This is a genomic window from Bradyrhizobium sp. USDA 4011 (assembly GCF_054063415.1).
The window spans coordinates 6,140,937-6,160,887 of sequence record NZ_JBSSGG010000001.1 but is presented as its reverse complement, the minus strand read 5'-3'; the positions used below and the strand labels follow the sequence as shown (position 1 = coordinate 6,160,887).

Genomic DNA, 19,951 nt, shown 5'->3' with positions numbered 1-19,951 from the left:
GGCTCCGCGCCTGATAGCGATCACTAGAATCCGTGATCACCATCGCCTGGAACACCTGATCACCATCCCTGGAATGCACACCTTACGGGAAGATCAGCTGCCTGCGCCGCGCCTCACCAAACTCGCGGCCGCCACCCAAGAAATACTCTTCGCCATTAACTCCTCCAAACCCTTCGAAGGCGGCAAGTCGCTACACAGGCAACTAACCATCTTCGCCCCGAAGCCCTCCCGAAAAGCGAAACGCGCGAGACGGCCGATTCCGGACCCGCAGGATCAAGTTGGGCGACAGTTGCTAAAGGCACGAAGAGATCGAAGCAGGAGCAGCCTTAGTGCTTTGAGATATCAACTTGACCTGCCTGAGTTGCATTCAAGTCCGGGCGCGATAGCGGAAACGTCGGTGGCTTACCTTAGAGCCGGGAATAGGACTTCATGTACAGGTTGACATGCGTTATATACATAGTATAATTTAGTAAAACGGTGCCCGCTCTGGCCGCAAGACTCTCTCCGCTCCTTTTCCGCCACTGCAAAAAAGTGGATCTAAAGAGTGCGCGACAGGCCGAACCTTAACGTATGGGGCTTTACGCGCGGTCGCTGTGATCGATAAGGACCTCGATATGACTTGAGTTCCTCTTTGTTCATCTTCGCCGAAGCTTAGTTTTGAGGTTGCGATGAAGGTTTTGTGTTTGTGGCATGCGACAGATGATGAGCTTGCCTCCGTGACAGACGCGCTGCCGGCTGGCACGGAGGTTGTTGCGCCATCGGGTGACTATTCTTGTCGTTTTGAGTGCAGGTTGCCTGATGTTGAGCGTCACGCGCGCGATGCAGACATGTTTCTAGGTTGGGTTCTTCCGAGGGGCATTCTGAAAATCGCAGATAAGCTTCAGTTCCTCTCGTGGATACATGCCGGGTGTGACGACCTTGATTTGGCGGCTTTGAAGCAGCGTGGAGTGAGGGTGGCGCACCTGAATGAGTCCACCGGCAGCAGTATGTCAGAGGAGGCCATGATGTTCGTTCTAGCTCTCGCGAAACGGACATTGGTTAGGCATCAGTTGGCCTTGGCAGGACGGAAGCCGGTGAATGGTTTCGACTCCCCGCCTGAATCCCAAAATACCATGTTGGATGGTCGTACGATGGGCGTGATAGGCGTCGGGAACATCGGTGCCCGGATTGCGCGGCATGCGAAGGGCTTCAATATGCGTATTCTGGGTGTGCGTCGCAACAAGCACCAATCGGTGGAACATGTGGATTCGATGCATGGAATGGACGAACTACACTCGGTGCTTTCCAGGTGTGACTTCGTGGTATTGGCTGCGCCGCTTACCGAGGAGACCTACCAGTTTTTCGGGAAGGCCGAGATCAAAGCCATGAAGACGTCGGCCTTTCTCGTGAATTGCTCTCGTGGCAACCTGGTTCAAGAAAAGCCTTTGTATGAGGCGCTTACCTCCGGACGTCTGCGCGGATATGCGGCTGATGTCTGGCCGCACTATACGCCTGGGGAGCAGTGGCCGATTCCGCCGTGGATGCCGCGCCTAGAGATTTACAACCTGCCGAACGTTCTCTGCGCGCTCGCGGGAGGGATCTCTGAGGCAGAAGGTGCCCTGCAACGGGTTCTCCAGCAAGGGATTCAGAACCTCGTCGAGTTCGCCAACGGAATGCCGCTCACGAACGAGGTTAGCTTTAAACTGGGGTCGTAGTCTCAATCGAACGCTTTCGGTTGGGGTGGCTGCAGACGAACGGACTGTGTCACTAACCTTATTTTGCCGAAACAAATGGAGGAGACGATGACAGCTACCGCTGTTAAATCCCGCAACATCACCAGCTCGTATAGGACGGATGACGGGTTCGGCACGCGCGCAAGCATTGGATACGTGATTATTTCCGGTGATCAGACGCTTCCAGCTGAATTGCACATGATTCATCACGCGATTCCCGGAGTAGCGGTTTACGAGAGCAGGCAGCCATCCGAGCGTGTTGGTGAGCAACGGGCCACGGCTGATCACTTTATTCAACGGGAGGGTAGCATCGCTACCGCCGCTGCCATGATTAATAGTGTGCGGCCTCCGGACGTCGTGGCTTACGGCTGTACTGCCGGCGCTATGGTGTCGGGTCACGCGCGCATTGCAGAGGCAATCAGAACGGTGCTTCCCAGCGCGCAAGTCACAGATCCGCTAAAGGCGGCATTGGCTGCGCTTGCGGCGTTGAAATGCGAGTCAGTAGCGTTGGTTTCGCCCTATCCTCAGGCAGTGTCTGACATGATGGTCGCACATTTGGACGCTGCCGGCTACGAGGTGCCGGTGGCGTGCAGATTTCACAACGACGGGGGGGACGCCATCCTAGACGTGCAATTCATCACGCCGGAGTCAATTGAACGTGCGGTTATGGACGCAGGAAGCATGCCGCAGGTGCAGGCGGTCTTCGTGTCATGCACGGGGATGCGGGCCCTAGAGATTCTGGGTCGTGCCGAAGTGAAACTGGGTAAGCCCGTTATCTCATCAAACCAGGCTCTCTGTTGGCACGCCCTACGTCTCGCCGGTTGTCACGACAAGATCACGGGGTTCGGGTCGTTATTCCTGAAAGTGTAGGCTCCGCCGGAGGCCCAAAGAGACTGCAAGGGATGCGGCGGCTTGCTCTGCCTCGGGCCAGTTATCCGTTACATCGAACAAATCTTGAAAAGAACCTGCGCTTTTTCGAAACGGAATGTCGAGCTACAGATTTCACACGCTAAGGTGGTAAACTTCAGTTACGAGGTGATATTGCGATGAAGGTCTTGTGTTTGTGGCATGCGACAAATGATGAGCTTGCCGGTGTCAAGCGTGCGCTGCCGGCTGGCACGGAGGTTGTTGCGCCATCGGGTGACTATCTTTCTCGCTTTGAGTGCAGGTTGGCTGATGTTGAGCGTGATGCGGTCGATGCAGACATGTTTCTAGGTTGGGTTCTTCCGAGGGGCATTCTGAAGACAGCCAAGAAACTTCAACTCCTCTCGTGGATGCACACTGACTGTGACGACCTCAATTTGGCGGCTTTAAAACAGCGTGGAGTCAGGGTAGCAAACTTGGACGACCCCAACAGCGCCGCCCTCGCAGAGGACGCAATGATGTTCGTTCTGGCTCTCGCGAAAAGGACATTGGGTAGGCACCAGTTAGCGTTGGCAAGCCGGAAGCCGGTGAACGGTTTTGACGCCCCGCTTGAGTCCCAGAATGCCATGCTGGAACATCGTACGATGGGAGTGATAGGCGTCGGCAACATCGGCGCACGGATCGCCCGGCATGCCAAGGCGTTCGACATGCATGTTCTGGGTGTACGTCGCAACAAGCACCAATCGGTGGAACATGTGGATTCGATGCATGGAATGGACGAACTACACTCGGTACTACCCAAATGTGACTACGTTGTGTTGACCGCGCCGCTTACGAAGGACACCCACCACTTTTTTGGAAAGCCTGAGATCGAAGCCATGAAGACGTCGGCCTTTCTTGTGAATATCTCTCGTGGAGATCTGGTTCAAGAAAAGCCTTTGTATGAAGCGCTTACTTCCGGGCGTCTGCGCGGATATGCGGCTGATGCCTGGCCGCAATATAGGATTGGAGAACAGTTCAATCATTTTTGGATGCCACGCTTTCACATTCACGGTCTGCCGAACGTTGTCTGCACGCTCGAAGGGGCGAGTTTGGAGGCGGAAGGTGCTCTGCAACGGTATCTCGAGCAAGGAGTCCAGAACCTCGTCGAGTTCGCCAACGGAATGCCGCTCACGAACGAGATTAGCCTCGATTCAGACTACGCCCCGCGGTAAGTGTCTCTGTGGTATGGCGCCACCTAGCGGCGGCGCCATGGCGTCAACACGGACTGGTTACGGTGTCTGAGGCCCTGGTCAGGGGGCTGCAGTTCGTGGGGGACCAACTGTCACGGCCCGTGTCGAACCGGGAGTTCGCTTGCTCGGTCCGGAGGATCGACTTCTTTGCGGGTCGCCGGCGCCGTCATACCTAGGTACGCTATTCGGATGGTTCACCACAGGTTTGATCCCGCAGATGCGTTGCTTAATCTTCTCGACCCCGTTTGGCCTGCCCCTGAGTATTTCCTCCAGATGGAGTTAGAATTCGGCCGAGACAAGATCGGACAGATGAAACGAGCAAGGTTCACGGAAGAGCACATTATCGCAGTGCTGAAGGAGTACGAGGCTGGGGCGACGACAGCTCACCAGGCTCACAAACAGGGGAACCGAGGCGACGACCTACAATTGGAAGGCCAAGTCCGGCGGCTTGGACTGTCTCCCAAGCCAAGCGGCTGAAGGCGATCGAAGAAGAGAACGCGAAGCTGAAGAGTAAGCGCCAAGCTGAGGGCGTTCAGGCTTTGAAGTGCCAGTGCATGAGAGCATCGATCTGAGAGAGATCGGCCAGCTGCGTGATCCGTTCGAGAGTTTGCATGAGCGGCGGCGGCGCTGGTCGCGGGATGACAAGGCGCGGATTGTCGAGGAGACGTTGGCGCCGGGCGCGAAGGTGACAGAGGTTGCGCGTCGCAACGGAGTAGCGGCCAGCCTGGTGTTTACGTGGCGTCGACAAGCACGGACATCAGAGCAGGTTGTACCTTCCTTTGCGCCGGTGCAGATCGTCGCTACGGAAGTGGAGGAAACTCCGAAGCTTTTGCCTGCGGGTGACGGCCGAGTGCGCTCCGTGGCAGCCGCGCGTACTGGATTGATCGAGATCGATCTTGGCAACCGACGACGCATCCGGGTGGATGCACACGTCGATCCGGAGGCGCTGGCGCGGGTCCTCGAGGTGCTTGAGCGCCGATCGCCATACCGGGCAATGTACGGGTTTGGCTCGCGACCGGCCATACCGATATGCGCCGAGGCTTCCCTAGCCTTGCGCGTCTGGTTCAGGAGGGTTTGAAACGGGACCCTCACGCTGGCGATCTCTACGTTTTTAGAGGCCGCCGCGGCCAACACGCGACATTCTGCATACAGTCTTCGAAGCGCGACAATTGCATATCCGTGGCATCCGCTTTTTGGGCGGACGCTTCAGGTGGCACCGTTCCGACGCGGCAAGGAGCTGAAATGCATCTACACGGAGGAGCGGCGTGGGTTTAGCCGCGAAGTTCCCAATTGGATGCTCGACGAAAGCTACTGCGCCGGCATGGCGCTAGGACCGCCGCAGGTCAGTATTGAGGGGCTGAACGAATTTGCTGCTGTTCTGAAGCTTCTGGGCGCGTCTCAGGCGTCGGGCGCACGATCCCGTCCTTCTATGAAGAGGGAGAAAGGACGTGCGGAGAAAAAGCCGATATCGCGAGCCGATGCAACTGGGTCTGGATCTGCGTCTTCGGATTCCCCAGAGCCCGCTGGGCGCCAATCCCAAAGGTCTGATCGAGGCGCTCGCCGATCTGTTGCTGGAAGCGGCTGGCGTCGAACCCGCTCAGATGTCGGGAGGTGACCATGAGTGTCAAGATCACACGTGATCACCTCGACCGCGCCGCCGTCGTCTATGTTCGCCAATCGACAATGTCCCAAGTTATGGGGAATCTCGAAAGCCAGCGGCGGCAATATGACTTGGCGCAGGCCGCGGAAACCGCCGGATTTAAGTCGGTGGCGGTAATTGACGATGATCTTGGCCGCTCAGGCTCTGGCAGCACTCAACGGCCCGGATTTGAGCGGCTTGTGGCGATGGTTTGTTCGGGTAACGTCGGTGCCGTTTATTGCATTGAGGCGTCGCGGCTGGCGCGCAATGGACGCGACTGGCATCACTTGATCGACCTATGCGCCCTCGCGGGCGCGTTGGTCATTGATCCCGACGGCGCCTATGATCCGCGGCTTGTCAACGACCGCCTGCTTCTCGGACTGAAGGGAACGATGTCGGAGTATGAGCTGAGCCTGCTTCGCCAACGTGGAATCGCCGCTCGAGACTCTAAGGCCAAGCGCGGCGAGTACCGCTTCATGCTTCCACCTGGATTTTGTTGGAGTGAACTCGGCAAGATCGAAATGGATCCCGACGAACATGTGGCGGGATTGGTTCGACTCGTCTTCACGAAGTTCCGCGAGCTCGGTAGCGCCCGGCAGGTCTTTCTTTGGCTGCGTGCTGCCGACATCAAAATGCCTGTGGTTCTAAAAAACGTTCAAATCTACAAGCTCAGCTGGAAGGCGCCGGCCTATCACACGGTGATGCAGATCCTGCACAATCCGCTCTATGCTGGCGCCTATGCGTTTGGCCGAATCGCTCAGAAGACACGGATCGTGGACGGTCGCGCCCGCAAGGTCAGCGGGTTCAAAAAGCCGCGGGAGGAATGGAATGTTCTCCTGCGCGACAATCATCCCGGCTATGTCAGCTGGCAGGAGTATGAGGACAATCAGAGGCTGCTGCTGGAAAACGCCCACATGAAGAAGAACTGCTCGCGAAAATCGGCGCGCGGGGGACGCGCACTTCTGACCGGATTGATGCGGTGCGGCCATTGCGGGCGGATGATGCGTGTGTTCTACGGCCAGGCCAAGGGGAATGCCCATCGTTATCAATGCCGCGGCGATGACGCCCATGTCGGCGCTGGCCTATGTATCGGCATCGGCGGGGTGCGGGTCGATCGTGCGGTCGCGCTGCAAATCCTTGAGGCCGTCTCCGATCGGGCTGTTGAAGCAGCGATATTGGCGTCCGACCAGGTTGAGCGCTCAAGACAAGAGATCATCACGGCCGTCGAACGGGAGCTTGAAGTCGCACGCTACGAAGCGTCTCTTGCCGCACGCCGATACGAGCTTGTGGATCCGGCCAAGCGCCACGTTGCCCGTGAACTCGAGGCGCGCTGGAATGGCGCATTGGAGCGGGTTGCCGAGCTTGAAGGTCGGATCAAGGAGCTGCGCGCCGCATCGGCGGAAAGTCCCAAGATCGACCGTGCCTTGCTTCTGCAACTTGCGTATGATCTGCCGCGGGTGTGGAACGCACCGTCCACGGACACACGCACCAAGCAGCGGCTGGTTCACATCGTGGTCCGAGAGATTGTTTGCGATCTCGATGAGGACACCAACGAGGCCGTTCTGCTCATCCACTGGACCGGCGGCCGGCACACGGAGGTTCGTGTTGCTCGCGTTAAGACGGGCCGATATCCGGGCGATATGGCACCGACTGCCGTTGACGCACTTCGCAAACTCGCTGGTCATTGGCCTGATCGAGAGCTCGCCGTGTCGCTCAATCGGATGCGCTGCAAGACCGGCGACGGCGAGACCTGGACGACTGTTCGCGTGCGGGAAATGCGCGAACGCCTGGGCTTGCCTGAATATGATCCCGCATCATCCGACGGCAAAATGATCAGCCTTGCGAAGGCTGCGGCACACTTCGGAATTTGCGTCGGATCAGCAAAGAGCCTGGTGCTGAAGGGCATCTTGCCGGCCACACAAGCAATCAAGGGCTCGCAATGGTTGGTTCCTGTCGACGCGCTGAGCTCGGAAACAGTACGCATAGCGGTGCAGCGCGTGATTGAACGCCGGCCGAAAAACTACATTGATTATCAATATGATAGGATGATCCGCCTACCGGAATCTGACAAAGGGACGTACAATGAAACGAGCTGTAGCGACCTGATCAAGATCATTTGGCATGATGGCCAGGGCGCGTGTCTGTTCACGAAGCGGTTGGAGCGAGGCCGCTTTTTGTGGCCATCACTGGCGGACGGCGTTGTGACGATCAGCGTTGCGCAACTATCCTATCTCCTGTCCGGAATTGACTGGCGGATGCCGCAGGCAACCTGGCGTCCACAGGCTTCCGGTTAAGCTGTGGCTCTTTGACTCACGGCAGGAATCCAGCGGGATTTTTTGCGGCGAATATGCTTGATTCGTCCTCGTGACGACCCCCACCGATGCGCTTCCCGCCGACCTTGCCGCTGCGCATGCGATGATCATTGCGCAGCGCGAACAGCTGAGGCTGGCGAAGAGCGAAGTGACCGTCGGCCGGCTGGAAATCGAGCGGCTGAAGCTGATGCTGGCCAAGGCACGGCGCGAGCAGTTCGGGCAATCTTCTGAACGCGGCAAGCTGCTGGTCGAGCAGTTCGAACTCGCCATCGAGGATCTTGAAGAGACGCAGGCGGAGCAGGAAACCAAAGCCGAGTTCGCGGCGCCGGAAGCCGCCAAACAGAATCGCACGCAAAATCCAAGGCCGCCGCGACGCCCCCTACCGGATAACCTGCCGGTCGAACGTATCGTCGAACCCATGCCTTGCGCGTGTGGTAAGTGCGGCAGTGAACGGCTGCACAAGCTCGGCGAGGTGGTATCGAAGACCCTGGAATGCGAGCCGCGGCGCTGGAAGATTATCGAGCATGTCCGCGAAAAGTTCTCCTGCCGAGATTGCGAGGCGATCACAGAGGCGCCGGCGCCCTCCCATCCGATCCCGCGGGGCTTCGCCGGGCCGAGCCTGCTGGCGATGGTGCTGGTCAACAAGTTCCTGCTGCATCAGCCGTTGAACCGGCAGAGCAAGACCTATGCCCGCGAAGGGATCGAGATCGACGTCTCGACCCTGGCGGATCGGGTCGGCGCCTGCGTGGTAGCACTCGATCCCATTATTGAGGCGATCCGGATCCACGTCATGAGCGCGGAACGCATCCACGCCGACGATACGACGGTGCCGGTGCTGGCCAAGCTCAAGACGGTTACCGGCCGGATCTGGACCTATCTATGGACGGTCCCCGCCTTGCAAGGCCATTTGCTTTGTTTCGGCTAACGATCGTTTGCAGCTATCTATCCGGCTTTATGGCAATGCCACGAGCCTTGATGAGATCCGCGGATCGGCGCCCAATTACGTTGGCGAGCTCTGAAGCTCGATAGGTCCAACGGGCTTAGCCGACCCCGGTCCGACCGGTTGCCATCACTCTGCTCTTGCCCTCGCAAACGGAACCACGCCCGATTTATACTTGCGGGCGGTACTCTTCACCATTGGCCATGATAGCCCAAGCGATCCGTGCAGTTTTGTGAGCAAGCGCTACCGTCACGACATTGAAGGGACGTAAACGGTACGAGAGGCCCACGGAGCCACGGACTTGGTGCGGACGGCCTACGCACCGCGCTTGAAGCGTATAGGCATCCAGAACTGCCGGAGGGCCTCGACGGTTGCTGGAATGTTGCGCCAGGCGTTTTGGACGATGGGCTGCGTTCCCAGCGTGCGCCGGGCCGGGGGCAGCAAGGGCCGACCGGCGTCGTCGATGCAATGGACCAAGATCGGCCGCAGCATAAGGTGTTCGGTTCCGTTCGGGGAGAGAAGCCGCGACCAGACGAGAAGCCGAAGCTTCATGACGGCGTAGAAGCCCATGCACCAGGGCTGCGGGTCGACTTCGCCGTCCGGTGATCGCACGAACAGCGGCTCGAAGCTCTCCGGTCTCGTCGACAGCGTCTCGCTGATTGCGTTGTGGCGCATCAGCGTGGCGGCGATTGCCGAGAACTCCTCGGTGTCGTGATTGAAGGCGTCGGGATCTACGCCGAGGAGCGGGCACACCCATTCCTCGGACGCCATCGAGACCGGCCCGGCGACGACCGCGGCCACCGCGCCGTCGAGCATGGAGAGCGACGTCGCCCGCGGATGCCGAAGCGTCGGCGACCTGGCGCGCTTGCTGATCCATTGCCCGAGCCGTTCGAACGACATGGCATAGTCCGCCATCGTCGTCTTGCGTGCTTTTCGCGTTCCCCGCCCTTGCTTCGGCTTCGTCATGCCACGGCCCGCTTTTCGGCTTCGCGTGCGGCCTTCCAGTTCCAGGCCAGAAGTTCGTGAAGCTGGTTGGTCTTCGTGGCGCCGCTCACCATGCGATCGAGAACGTCGACGAGATACGCCTCGGGGTCGAGGCCATTCAATTTCGCTGTGTTAAGAAGCGAAGCGAGTATCGCCCAGGTCTCGCCCCCGCCTTCCGAAGGGGCTGCATAATGCAGGGATTTCGGGCAACGAAGTTCGAGTAACATATCCATTCCATCCTGACGCCGGCCGAGACCTAGTCGTGCTCGGCGAACAAATCCACGATGGCCATCGCCACTTCACGGTTCGCCGCGAGAACGGCCGTCTCCATCTTCTGCCGGCATGGATGACCGAGCCCGAAGCAGCGTCGGCTAAAATTGTAACAGATCCATTTCTCCCGGTGGACCGACTTCTTGAGCTTCGCACGTACGTTGACGTCCTCGTAGCCTCGCGTTGGGAGGAATCGCCTCCCGTCGAGGGAGGAACCCATGTCCAAGACGATGCAAAAGAGGCGGCAACCGGATCTGTTCGCGACGGCGCGAGCGGAGCATCTGCCTCAGGTGGTGCAAGCCGAGGCCGCAAAGTTGCTGTCGCTTCTGCTAAACGAAGCTGTCGCAAAGGCGCCCGCCGCGCCAGCCCAGTCAGGTCAGGAGGCGGGTCATGACGAAGATCTCCGCTGATCACCTGGCGCGTAGTGCCGTGGTTTACGTTCGACAGTCATCGGTCGATCAGGTTGTCCACAACCTGGAGAGCCAACGCAGGCAATACGGCCTTGATGCTCGCGCCCGTGCACTCGGCTGGAGCGAAGTCGAGGTTATTGACGATGACCTCGGCAAGTCTGGTGGCGGCGTTGCAAGACGTGGATTTGAGCGGTTGTTGGCGTTAATCTGCGAGGGGCGCGTCGGCGCAGTGTTTTCGATCGAGGCTTCCCGCCTCGCTCGAAACGGTCGAGACTGGCACACGTTGTTGGAGTTTTGCGGCTTGGTCGGCACGCTCATTATCGATGAAGATGGCGTCTATGATTCGCGGTCGATCAACGATCGATTGCTCTTGGGGATGAAGGGAACGATGAGCGAGCTGGAGCTCAGCGTCATTCGACAGCGATCAGTTGAAGCCGTCAAACAAAAGGCTCGGCGCGGCGAGCACTTCACAACGGTTGCCGTCGGGTACGTGAAAACGAAAGATGACCGAATCGAGAAAAACCCGGACGTACGTGTCTGCGAGGCGCTGGATCTCGTCTTCAGGAAGTTTGTGGAGCTGCAATCGATCCGGCAGGTCTTGCTCTGGTTGATCCAGGAGAAGATCGCGCTACCGTTCGCCATTGGAGGTTCGAACGATCCGAAAATCGAATGGCGTACACCAAGCTACACGACGTTGAATCACATGCTCACCAACCCTGTTTATGCCGGGGCGTACGCGTTCGGACGACGGGGTGTCCGGACGACGATTGAGAACGGCCGGAAGAAGGTGAAGCGAAATCCCCAGCGCGATTGGAAGGCCTGGGACGTGCTGATCCGTGAACATCACGCGGGCTATATCTCCTGGGATGAGTTTGTTCGAAACCAGCGCCTCATTGCGAACAATGCCAACGGCAAGAGCTATCTGGGTCGAGGAGCCGTCCGACGCGGCGAAGCACTTCTCCCTGGGCTTCTGCGCTGCGCGCGATGTGGTCGCCGGTTATACGTTCAGTATTCCGGGAGAGGCGGCGACACGCAGAGATATGTCTGCCGCGGAGACTTCAACAAGGCGGCAGTCGCAGCCTGTCTTGGCTTCGGTGGAATGCGCCTCGATCGGATGGTGGCGCGAGAGGTGCTGGAGCGGCTTCAACCGCTTGGCGTTGAGGCTGCGCTAAATGCAATGAAAACTCAGGGCGCCAAACAGTCGGAAAAATTGCGTCAGCTCCAAAGGTCTCTCGAACAGGCGCAGTACGAAGCGAGCCGGGCGTATCGCCAATACGACGTGGTCGACCCCGACAATCGTCACGTCGCTGGTGAACTTGAGCGTCGCTGGAACGAGCGCATCCAAGCTGTACGTACGATTGAGCGAGAAATCGAGGGCTTGACCAGCTCGCCTTCTCCTGGACTCTGCGCCGGCGATCGCGAAGCGATGCTTAAGCTCGGGGACGATCTGAATAGAGCCTGGCAACGCCCCGGCGTTACGTCGGAGACCAAAAAGAAGATCTTGCGTACAGTGCTGTCGGAAATCGTTGTCGACGTGGATCAAGACAATGAGCATCTTGACCTCGTCATCCATTGGCAAGGTGGCGATCACACCCGCTTGAAGGTTAAGAAGAACCGTGTCGGCGTGACGCGTTGGACGACCGACACTGAGGCAGTTGATCTTGTGCGCGCGCTCGCACGTCAAATGCCTGACTACGCGATCGCCGCCTTGCTCAATCGCTCCGGAAAAACAACCCCGCACGGGGCGTCCTGGACGAGGACCGGCATTTGTTCGTTGCGCAGAGCCCGCGAGATCGCCGGTTATCGTGAGGGGGAACGCCAGGATCGAGGTGAGCTCTCGTTAATCGAAGCAGCGGAGATGCTCGACGTCAGTCCATCAACCATACGTCGCATGATCATCGAGGGACGATTGCCTGCGGAGCATTTATACAAGGGCTCGACATGGATCATCAAACAATCTGATCTCACGCGACCGGACGTGCGCCAGGATGCCTCTCGCAGGCGATCGCGCCGCAGTCCGCCGTCTTGCGACGCCAACCAGAAATGCCTTGAGTTATAAGAGGATAGACAGATGGGCAGTATGAAGCGCCGTCGTCGTCACCACTGAACAACGAGTTCTTTTTTCCGATCGCAATTGGCCTGATCGATCGCTCGACCGTGTTGGTGTCCGGCTCAAGCCGCCCGTCATCCAGGAACGCCGTCAGGCCCTGCCAGCGTTCGAGCATGTAGTCGATCGTGATGAGCGTCGAGCGGCGGGAGATCCCGTCCTTCACCGCGATCAGACGGGCCCTCAATGCCTCCATCAGCGGCTTCGTCTCGGCCTGTCGCGTCGCGCGGCGTTCCCCAGCGTCGAGACCGCGGATCCTCTCCTCGATCGCGTAGACGGCCGCAATGCGCTCGATGACCTCCGCGGCGAAGGGTGAGTTCGTCGTCTTGTGCACCCTCACGAAGTTGCGGCGCGCGTGAACGAGACAATACGCCAGCTGGATCTGGCCCGACATCTTCGCATCGCCCGCCAGCGAGGCGTAGGCGGCATAGCCGTCGACTTGCAGCACGCCTTCGAAGCCGGCCAACTGCGCCACGATCTCCTTCTTGCCGCGACCACCTGCGAACACGTAGGCGACCGCCGGCGGCGCCGGCCCCTTCCACGCCCGATCGTCCGTCGCGTGCGCCCAGAACTGGCAGATCCTCGTGCGGCCGCGTCCTGGATCGAGCACTGGCATCGGCGTCTCGTCGCAGAACAGCCGCTCGAAGCCGTGCATAGTCTTCAGTTGCAGATCGTAGAGGCCCCTGACCAGCCACGCCGCGCTCCCCATCCAGCGCGCCAGCGTCTGACGGTCGACGACGACACCCTGACCCGCCAGGATCTGCGTCTGGCGGTAGAGCGTCGATTGCCAGGCATATTTGGCCGCGGCGATATGCGCGATCAGAGCCGTCGTTGCCATGCCGCCCTCGACGAGCCGCGCCGGTGCCGGGGCCTGGACAATCGGGCCCTCACAGGAGCGGCAGGCGTATTTTGGACGGATCGTGCGGAGCACACGCAGCCACGCGGGAACCCGATCGAGCGCTTCGCTGCTCTCCTCGCCGATCCGATGCATCTGACCCGTGCAGCACGGGCACAGCGTGGACGCCGGCTCGATCACCCGCTCGACCCGGGGCAGATGCGCCGGCAGCGCGCCGATGTTGCGCTTCGCTTTGCGCCGCTCCGGCCGCGGCGCGTCCGGTTTGTCGTCATTGGCCGGGAGCTGTGAGCCGGCGGTCCGTTCCAGATCAAACGCGATCTGCTCGGCGCAGACGATCGCCGAGCGCTCCGATCGTGCGCCGAAGATCAGGCTCTTCAACGTGGCGATCTCTGCGCGCAGATCATCGTTCTCGCCTTCGAAAGCCAGCACCGTCTCGGCAAGAGCCGCAGGGTCAGAGGGGAGATCTTCGGGGCGAAGCGCCATATCGCAGAGCTACACGAACACACTCGCAATCGCCAGCAAAACAAGACGCTTCAGGCAACCTTCGTCGGCCGCTTCGTCACCTTCGGGACCACACGCGACCACTCCGCAAGACCTTCAATCAGCATCGCCAGTTGCGCCCCCGTCACCGGCATCGTACCCTCGCGAACAGGTGGCCAGGCGAAGCCCCCATTCTCCAGCCACTTCGTCGCTAGAACCATTCCCGAGCCGTCAAAAACCAGTAGCTTCAAACGATCCGATCGCTTCGATCGGAAGACATAAACGTCACCGCTGTAGGGCTTGCCGCCTAATCCCTCCGCTACCAGTGCGACAAGGCCATGAACGCCTTTACGAAAGTCAATCGGCTGCGTCGCGACGAACACACGGACCATTGGACCGAAAGAGATCATCGCGTCGATCTCACCGCCGCCAGCACGCGCTCCAGCGTCGCGGCGTCGACGCCGACGGGTACGCGCACCGTCGCGCCCGCGATCATCACCTCGATCCGCTCGGCCGGATCCGTCAGAACATGCGCCTTATCGATCGCGTTCGGCTGCGCCTCGACGGCGGCGTCGAGCCTGACTTGCACGAACTGCGGCGCTTCGCTCGACGCGAGCCGCGCCTGGCGCCGCCACACACTGAGCAGTCCCCGGTTCACCCCATTGCGTCGAGCCACCTCGGAAATGCTCGTCTCCGGATCGGCGCTCTCGACCACGATCCGCGCCTTTCTCCGCATCGCTCCAACTGCGCCGTCGCCTCTCCCCTGTGATCACCTCGATCCGCTGATAGGAGGCGGCATCATGCCTGTCTTGATGTCTGTCTTGATGCATGGAACGAGCGTCCCTCGCGTTGTCAAATCCACGCGCGAGTCTCGCTCATCCCGTCCACCTAAACGAGGTGGGGTCGTCGTACCGCTATCGAAGGGACGCCTGTCGAGCAGCTCTCTTATCCAAGTATTGGGGACCTGATGGATACGGACGCGATGAACGGCCGCTCGGGCGCCATGTATCAGCAACTTACGAATGTAGCCGTCGCCGCGCTTGCTGATACCACCCAACCGCTCTTCTCCCCCGGTCGAATGCTGCTTTGGTACTAGTCCAAGCCAGGCAGCGAAATGCCTTGCCGACGCGAACTGTTGTGGATGGTCGACAGACGCCGCTAGGGCAGTGGCGGCAAATGGGCCGATGCCCGCCACCTTCATGAGACGCCGACAGACTTCATTGTCTTTGGCAGTTGCAAGGATCATCTTTTCGTAGCTTTCAATGTGTAGCTCAAGGTCTTCGATCTGATCGACAAGGATTGAAAGGGCGCTACGCGCGCTCTGTGGAATACGCTCGTCAACGTCCACGAGTGCCATGAGCTCTCTCGCGTTTGCTTTTCCCTTTCCGGTCACGATCCCTAACTCGCCCAAATGACCGCGCAGAGCATACGGTTTTTACAGGGACAAAGCGCATGCCAGGTCGTTGGACGGCCTCCCAGCACGCCTCCGCATCAGCAGCATCATGCTTGTTTGTCTTCACGTAGGCTCGTACGTAGCGGGCCGGCATAAGACGTGCTTTGTGTCCAAGCTTCATCAGTTCACGAGCCCAATGATGTGCGCTGCCGCAAGCCTAAAGACCAACGAGACAACTTGGAAGCCGTGAAAAGAAATCGAGACCCTTCCCGCGGGCGAGCTTCTTGCGGACGATTTCTCCATCCGCCGTAATCCAATGGATTTGAAACCAGCTCTTCGAGATATCGAGCCCAATTGTCATCATAGCCATAGCTTGTCCTCCTTCTGGGTGCTCTTTCGAGCTTATCAGGGCGGGGACCGTCCATCTCATTATGTTCGCGATGACCGGCCATTTGGCGGCACGGATCCGCCGGCGGCCCTGTTCTACTACTCACGCAACCGGGCTGGAGACCATCCGCAAAGCCATCTTGCCGGCTATGTCGGCCTCATGCAGGCCGATGCCTTCGATGGGTATAATCAGCTCTACAAGGCCCAAAGGAAGCCAGCTCCGATCCTTGAAGCGGCCTGTTGGAGCTACGGCCGCAGAAAGTTCTTCGACCTGGCGAAATCTGGAGAGGCGCCGATTGCCAGCGAGGCCGTGCGACGCATCGATATCCTGTTCGAGATCGAGCGCACCATCAACGGCAAAACGCCAGAACAGCGGCTTGCGGTACGTCGAGAGAAGTCTGCACCAATCGTTGCTGATCTCGAGATCTGGATGCGCCAGCAGCGGACCTTGCTCTCCTCAGGCAATGATACCGCAAAGGCGATTAACTACCTGCTCAATCGCTGGGCGGCGTTCACGCGCTTCCTGGACGACGGCCGCATCTGCCTCTCGAACAACGCTGCCGAACGCGCGTTACGCGGTGTGGCCGTCGGAAGACGAAATTGGACATTCGCCGGTTCAGACGCTGGCGGACATCGCGCCGCCGCCATCTATACTTTGATCGAAACCTGCCTATGCCGCGCTCGGCATAGTGCCGTTTATGCCGGCCGCCGAACTATGCCGAACGGGTTTGGTATGGCGCGCCGTTGTCACGCTGGCACGCGTCGATTGCGTGCGCGGCAGCCCCACTCCATTCGGCATAGTCTGGCGTTCAGAGCGCCTCCAGAAAGGCGAGCAGGCGGTCGTTCGGCTGGAAGCGGGTTCGCTTGCCGCGCTCGTAAGGCTTGAGCTTCGCCAGGGCAGCTTCCTTGAGGGCGAGGTGGGCGGGCAGGTACGTCTGCGTCGTCTCGACCGATTCATGACCGAGCCACAGCGCGATCACAGAACAGTCGACGCCGGCTTGCAGCAGTTCCATCGCAGCGCTGTGCCTCAGCACGTGCGGCGACACGCTCTTGGCCTTCAAAGACGGGCAACTCTTGTGAGCGACACGAACATGCTTTCCCAGCAGGGACTGGACGCTGTCGGCACTGAGCCGGCCCCCGTGCACGTTCGGGAACAACGCTGTTGCTCCTTTCCGCAACGGTTCCTTGAGCCATGCCTGGAGCGCACACCGAGCGAGTGTGGTCAGCGGAGTGGTCCGCTCCTTCCGCCCTTTACCGACGCATCGCACGTGTGCGCCAGACCCGAGGTGGACGGCATCCCGGTCAAGGCCAGTCAGCTCTGAGACGCGTAAGCCCGTCTGGGCCGCGACCAGCAGCAAGGTGTGATCGCGGCGGCCAAGCCACGTCGTTCGATCGGGCGCGGCGAGAACCGCCTCGATCTCGGGGCGCGTCAGGAAGTGCACCTGTCGCTTGTCGTGACGCTTGCTCGGTATGGCGAGCACGCGCTGGATCAGCGCACTGTGTGCCGGTTCCTCGAAGGACACGAACCTGAAGAAGGAACGGATGGCCGTCAGACGCAGGTTACGCGTCTTCGCACTGGCGCCGCGCGTTACCTCGAGATCGGTGAGGAACGCGCCGATGAACGTTGCATCCAGATCGGCGAGCGTCAGGGCCGATGGGGACTTCCGCAGCTGCACCTGAGCGAACATGAACAGCAGCCGGAACGTGTCTCTGTAGGAGGCGATCGTGTTGCCGCTAACATTGCGCTGGCGCATGAGGTGCTCGGTGAAGAAGCGCTCGATCAACGTGGCGACATTGCAGGCGGGCTTCATGGCGTCACCTCCCATCGCCGATCGAGACGCCGCGCGGCTTCTTCCATCAACTCGGGGCAGGCCGAGAGATACCAGTAAGTGTCGCGCACGCAGGCGTGGCCGAGGTAAGTGGATAGTACTGGGAGTTGTTGCTCGACGTCCTTGCCTTCGCGATACCAGTTGAGCAGCGTCCGGATGGCGAAGCGATGACGGAAGTCATGCACGCGTGGCCCGGTACGATCACCTGGGCGCCGCAGCCCGATCTCTCGGGACAATCGCCAGAAGACGCGATGAACGTACTGGTGCAGCAAGCGGCCTCCCTGTTCGGCAACGAAGAAGGTCGAGCCGCAGCGTGATCCGAGCATCGCGTCGCGCCGGTGGGCGTAGTCGCGCAACGCGATTCTCGTCGTCGGATGCAATGGCACGAGCCGCGACTTGCCGAACTTGGTCAGCCGGACCGTCAGCACGCCGGCGTCGAGGTCGACGTCATCACGCTCCAGGCCCATCGCCTCGGATATACGCTTGCCCGTCACCGCGATCAGCCCGAACAAGGCATGGTAGGTCCATCGGCGCAGCCCGTCCGCTGGTGGCAGAGCCAGCGCTGCCGTCAGCAACGCATCGATCTCCGCGTCGCTGTAAACATAGGGCTTGGCGCGCTTCCATCCGGGCAGCATGCCGACGGGCGGCACCTCCGTTCTCGGGTCGAAGTTGGCGACATGGCGCGCGAACCCGCGCACGCCGCTCAATCGCAGCGCCCAGGATGCATGACGATCAGGCGGCAGCGTTGCCCATTCCATGGCCAGCTTCGTCGTGATGCTCCTGGCCTTGCGCTTCTCCATGAAGGCGACGAAGTCGGCGAGCCGACGGGTCTGGTGCTCGTACTTGTATCCAAACCCCTTGCGCATGCTCAGGTACTTATCGAGTGCGGCGCGCAGATTGGTCATTGCACGCCTCCCGGCCAGGGCAGGCTCAATGTTCTCAGCGCATCGATGTCGACCTTCGCGTAAATCCGGGTAGTGTCGTGGTTCTCGTGCCGCAGCAACTGTCCGATCTCCGACAAGGTCGCGCCAGATCGGAGAAGCTCGGTAGCGAGACTGTGTCGGAAGATATGGGCGCCGCGATGTGCGCAACCTTCGATTCCAACGCGATCGAGAGCGGCCTTGGCGATCATGGTGATCGCACATCCGGAAGCAAAGCCGACGTGTGACGCGAGCGTACGGACGAACAACCGTCGGCACGACGACTTTGGGCGGCCATTGCGGAGATATGCAACGATGGCCGCGCCAACGTCTGGCGGTATCGGCATCCGTGCACGCTGTCGGCCCTTGGCGCGAACGAGTATCTCGCTGGCGCGCCAGTCGATATCATCAAGGGTGAGCGTCGCGACCTCGTCGGCCCGCAGGCCGAGCTTGGCCAGCAACAACAGAATGGCGTAGTCCCGCCGTCCCATCACCGTCTCTCGGTCGCAACCGTCGAGAGCCTTCCGCACCTGTGCAGCAGGCAGATAGGTCGGCAGAGTTGCGAGCTTCCATCGCCGCATCGATGGAACGCAATCCGCCAACGGGCGCGCATTCAGCCCCCGATGGTGGAGGTAACGAAGAAAGGCGCGCAACGACCAGCGCATCGCCTTGCCTGTTCCCGGGCTCCAATCCTGGGCGTGGCGCTCAATGTAGCGGATCACGTCTTCTTGGCTGATCTTGCAGAGGGCGGCGGCGCCACCGGGGCACACCTCGTGCAGGAACCTGCGGATGACCGGGAGATGGCGGACGATGGACCTCGGGGCCAAGCCGCGCTCTGATCGTAGGTAGGCATCGAACTCCTTGAAGATCCGTTTGTGCGGGGTGAGAGGCAGTAGCACCAACGGCGCGATCGCGCCTTCCGCGCGCAGCACCGACAGCCATCGCTTGAGCGCGGCTCGGTCGCCGGGTTGGATAGACTGCCTCCCGCCTCGATGTCGGAGGTACCGCTCAACGACCTGTTCATCGAGATCGACCAGCTTGTAGCGACGGCCGGCGATCCAACTCAGGAGCCCGCTGACCACGTTGAGGCAACGCCACGCGCCATGCCGAACGAGCCTCTCTTCGACGAGACGAGCGGCGTAGCGCTCGACGAGTTGTCCGTGCGGCCCGCTTCTGAGACGCCGGTACAGCCGGCTGTGCTGCCCAAGTACTCTTCAACTTCCATCTTCCTGTTCTCCGCTGTTGAAAGCGGAGGCACAGAACGAACTATGCCGAACGGACCAAACGCCGGTCAGCGAGAAATCTGGGGAAAACGACCCAACTCGGCATAGTTCGGCGGCCGGCATAAACCTGCAAGATGAACGACGTTGATCCGCAAGCCTGGCTCGCCGACGTGCTGGCCAGGCTTCCAGATCACCCCGTCAACAGAGTCCCCGACCTGCTCCCGTGGAATTGGAAGGCGACCCAACAGTCCAGAGCGGCTGCCGCCTGAGCGCCACCGCAGACCCGCAGACCGGCGCGCCTGACCGGGGTGCTGGTCGGATGCGTACCCATCGCCATAAGCGGCGACTGGCCTAACCACGGGCGATGACGTGGAATGGCGCGGGCTTAGCTGA

The 19,951-nt window shown here is 60.2% G+C and carries 17 protein-coding genes and 5 pseudogenes; 13 read left to right on the top strand and 9 right to left on the bottom strand.

Going from position 1 to position 19,951, the window contains the following annotated elements:
• The first annotated feature begins 668 nt into the window (after positions 1-668).
• From ACVW1C_RS29105 to tnpC (ACVW1C_RS29065), 9 genes and pseudogenes are all read left to right on the top strand, one after another.
• Positions 669-1,694 carry an NAD(P)-dependent oxidoreductase gene (locus tag ACVW1C_RS29105; RefSeq protein ID WP_456761266.1) on the top strand — a complete coding sequence of 342 codons (1,026 nt, stop codon included), beginning with the start codon at positions 669-671 and terminating at the stop codon, positions 1,692-1,694.
• A gap of 87 nt (positions 1,695-1,781) precedes the next feature.
• Positions 1,782-2,582 carry a maleate cis-trans isomerase family protein gene (locus tag ACVW1C_RS29100; RefSeq protein WP_456761265.1) on the top strand — a complete coding sequence of 267 codons (801 nt, stop codon included), beginning with the start codon at positions 1,782-1,784 and terminating at the stop codon, positions 2,580-2,582.
• 176 nt (positions 2,583-2,758) lie between these two features.
• Complete coding sequence (locus ACVW1C_RS29095) at positions 2,759-3,790, top strand: NAD(P)-dependent oxidoreductase (protein ID WP_456761264.1); 1,032 nt, start codon at positions 2,759-2,761, stop codon at positions 3,788-3,790.
• A gap of 327 nt (positions 3,791-4,117) precedes the next feature.
• Positions 4,118-4,317, top strand: a pseudogene (locus tag ACVW1C_RS29090) (transposase); the annotation flags it as partial.
• Positions 4,318-4,358: 41 nt separating this feature from the next.
• Positions 4,359-4,886, top strand: coding sequence for an IS66-like element accessory protein TnpA (gene tnpA / locus ACVW1C_RS29085; protein WP_456761263.1), 528 nt, complete (start codon positions 4,359-4,361; stop codon positions 4,884-4,886).
• Positions 4,838-5,083 carry an IS66 family insertion sequence element accessory protein TnpB gene (gene tnpB, locus ACVW1C_RS29080; protein WP_456761262.1) on the top strand — a complete coding sequence of 82 codons (246 nt, stop codon included), beginning with the start codon at positions 4,838-4,840 and terminating at the stop codon, positions 5,081-5,083. The genes tnpA and tnpB (ACVW1C_RS29080) overlap by 49 nt, the downstream gene beginning before the upstream one ends.
• A gap of 173 nt (positions 5,084-5,256) precedes the next feature.
• Entirely contained in the window at positions 5,257-5,448 is a 192-nt protein-coding gene (locus ACVW1C_RS29075) for a hypothetical protein (protein ID WP_456761242.1), read from the top strand.
• Positions 5,426-7,741: a recombinase family protein gene (locus tag ACVW1C_RS29070; protein WP_456761261.1), complete on the top strand. Its 2,316-nt coding sequence runs from the start codon at positions 5,426-5,428 to the stop codon at positions 7,739-7,741. Before ACVW1C_RS29075 ends, ACVW1C_RS29070 begins: the two co-directional genes overlap by 23 nt.
• A 121-nt stretch (positions 7,742-7,862) precedes the next feature.
• A pseudogene (gene tnpC / locus ACVW1C_RS29065) lies at positions 7,863-8,639 on the top strand (IS66 family transposase); the annotation flags it as partial.
• A 375-nt stretch (positions 8,640-9,014) separates the two neighbouring features.
• Here tnpC (ACVW1C_RS29065) and ACVW1C_RS29060 read toward each other — a convergent pair.
• Positions 9,015-9,665: a UPF0149 family protein gene (locus tag ACVW1C_RS29060; protein WP_246230513.1), complete on the bottom strand. Its 651-nt coding sequence runs from the start codon at positions 9,663-9,665 to the stop codon at positions 9,015-9,017.
• Positions 9,662-9,862: pseudogene (locus tag ACVW1C_RS29055) on the bottom strand (transposase domain-containing protein); the annotation flags it as partial. The gene ACVW1C_RS29060 and the pseudogene ACVW1C_RS29055, both read right to left, overlap by 4 nt.
• Positions 9,863-10,171: 309 nt before the next feature.
• On the opposite strand from ACVW1C_RS29055, the gene ACVW1C_RS29050 reads away from it, so the two are divergent.
• Both ACVW1C_RS29050 and ACVW1C_RS29045 read left to right on the top strand, forming a co-directional pair.
• Positions 10,172-10,363: a hypothetical protein gene (locus ACVW1C_RS29050; protein WP_061876443.1), complete on the top strand. Its 192-nt coding sequence runs from the start codon at positions 10,172-10,174 to the stop codon at positions 10,361-10,363.
• Positions 10,344-12,422 (top strand): recombinase family protein, encoded by a 2,079-nt coding sequence (locus ACVW1C_RS29045; RefSeq protein WP_456761260.1) that lies wholly within the window; start codon positions 10,344-10,346, stop codon positions 12,420-12,422. The genes ACVW1C_RS29050 and ACVW1C_RS29045 overlap by 20 nt, the downstream gene beginning before the upstream one ends.
• Here the strand turns inward: ACVW1C_RS29045 and tnpC (ACVW1C_RS29040) are convergent.
• The 4 genes from tnpC (ACVW1C_RS29040) to ACVW1C_RS29025 are packed head-to-tail and all read right to left on the bottom strand — an operon-like array spanning position 12,328 to position 15,163.
• Positions 12,328-13,809 (bottom strand): IS66 family transposase, encoded by a 1,482-nt coding sequence (gene tnpC / locus ACVW1C_RS29040; protein ID WP_456761259.1) that lies wholly within the window; start codon positions 13,807-13,809, stop codon positions 12,328-12,330. The genes ACVW1C_RS29045 and tnpC (ACVW1C_RS29040) overlap by 95 nt on opposite strands.
• Positions 13,810-13,859: 50 nt before the next feature.
• Positions 13,860-14,216: an IS66 family insertion sequence element accessory protein TnpB gene (tnpB, locus tag ACVW1C_RS29035; RefSeq protein WP_018273742.1), complete on the bottom strand. Its 357-nt coding sequence runs from the start codon at positions 14,214-14,216 to the stop codon at positions 13,860-13,862.
• Positions 14,213-14,521 (bottom strand): transposase, encoded by a 309-nt coding sequence (locus ACVW1C_RS29030; protein WP_456761258.1) that lies wholly within the window; start codon positions 14,519-14,521, stop codon positions 14,213-14,215. The genes tnpB (ACVW1C_RS29035) and ACVW1C_RS29030 overlap by 4 nt, the downstream gene beginning before the upstream one ends.
• A gap of 54 nt (positions 14,522-14,575) precedes the next feature.
• The gene (locus ACVW1C_RS29025; protein WP_456761257.1) at positions 14,576-15,163 is read right to left on the bottom strand and encodes a transposase; all 588 of its coding nucleotides are present in this window, start codon (positions 15,161-15,163) and stop codon (positions 14,576-14,578) included.
• Positions 15,164-15,629: 466 nt separating this feature from the next.
• Between ACVW1C_RS29025 and tnpC (ACVW1C_RS29020) the strand changes: the two are divergent.
• Positions 15,630-16,253, top strand: a pseudogene (tnpC, locus tag ACVW1C_RS29020) (IS66 family transposase); the annotation flags it as partial.
• Positions 16,254-16,395: 142 nt separating this feature from the next.
• Here tnpC (ACVW1C_RS29020) and ACVW1C_RS29015 read toward each other — a convergent pair.
• Genes ACVW1C_RS29015 through ACVW1C_RS29005 form a run of 3 tightly spaced genes read right to left on the bottom strand, consistent with a single transcriptional unit; the run spans position 16,396 to position 19,417 of the window.
• Positions 16,396-17,397 carry a tyrosine-type recombinase/integrase gene (locus ACVW1C_RS29015; protein ID WP_456761256.1) on the bottom strand — a complete coding sequence of 334 codons (1,002 nt, stop codon included), beginning with the start codon at positions 17,395-17,397 and terminating at the stop codon, positions 16,396-16,398.
• Positions 17,394-18,320, bottom strand: coding sequence for a tyrosine-type recombinase/integrase (locus tag ACVW1C_RS29010; protein ID WP_456761255.1), 927 nt, complete (start codon positions 18,318-18,320; stop codon positions 17,394-17,396). The genes ACVW1C_RS29015 and ACVW1C_RS29010 overlap by 4 nt, the downstream gene beginning before the upstream one ends.
• A complete protein-coding gene (locus ACVW1C_RS29005) occupies positions 18,317-19,417 on the bottom strand; it encodes a tyrosine-type recombinase/integrase (protein ID WP_456761254.1) in 1,101 nt (366 codons plus the stop codon). Before ACVW1C_RS29005 ends, ACVW1C_RS29010 begins: the two co-directional genes overlap by 4 nt.
• Before the next feature lie 266 nt (positions 19,418-19,683).
• Here ACVW1C_RS29005 and ACVW1C_RS29000 point away from each other — a divergent pair.
• A pseudogene (locus ACVW1C_RS29000) lies at positions 19,684-19,827 on the top strand (transposase domain-containing protein); the annotation flags it as partial.
• Positions 19,828-19,951: the final 124 nt, after the last annotated feature.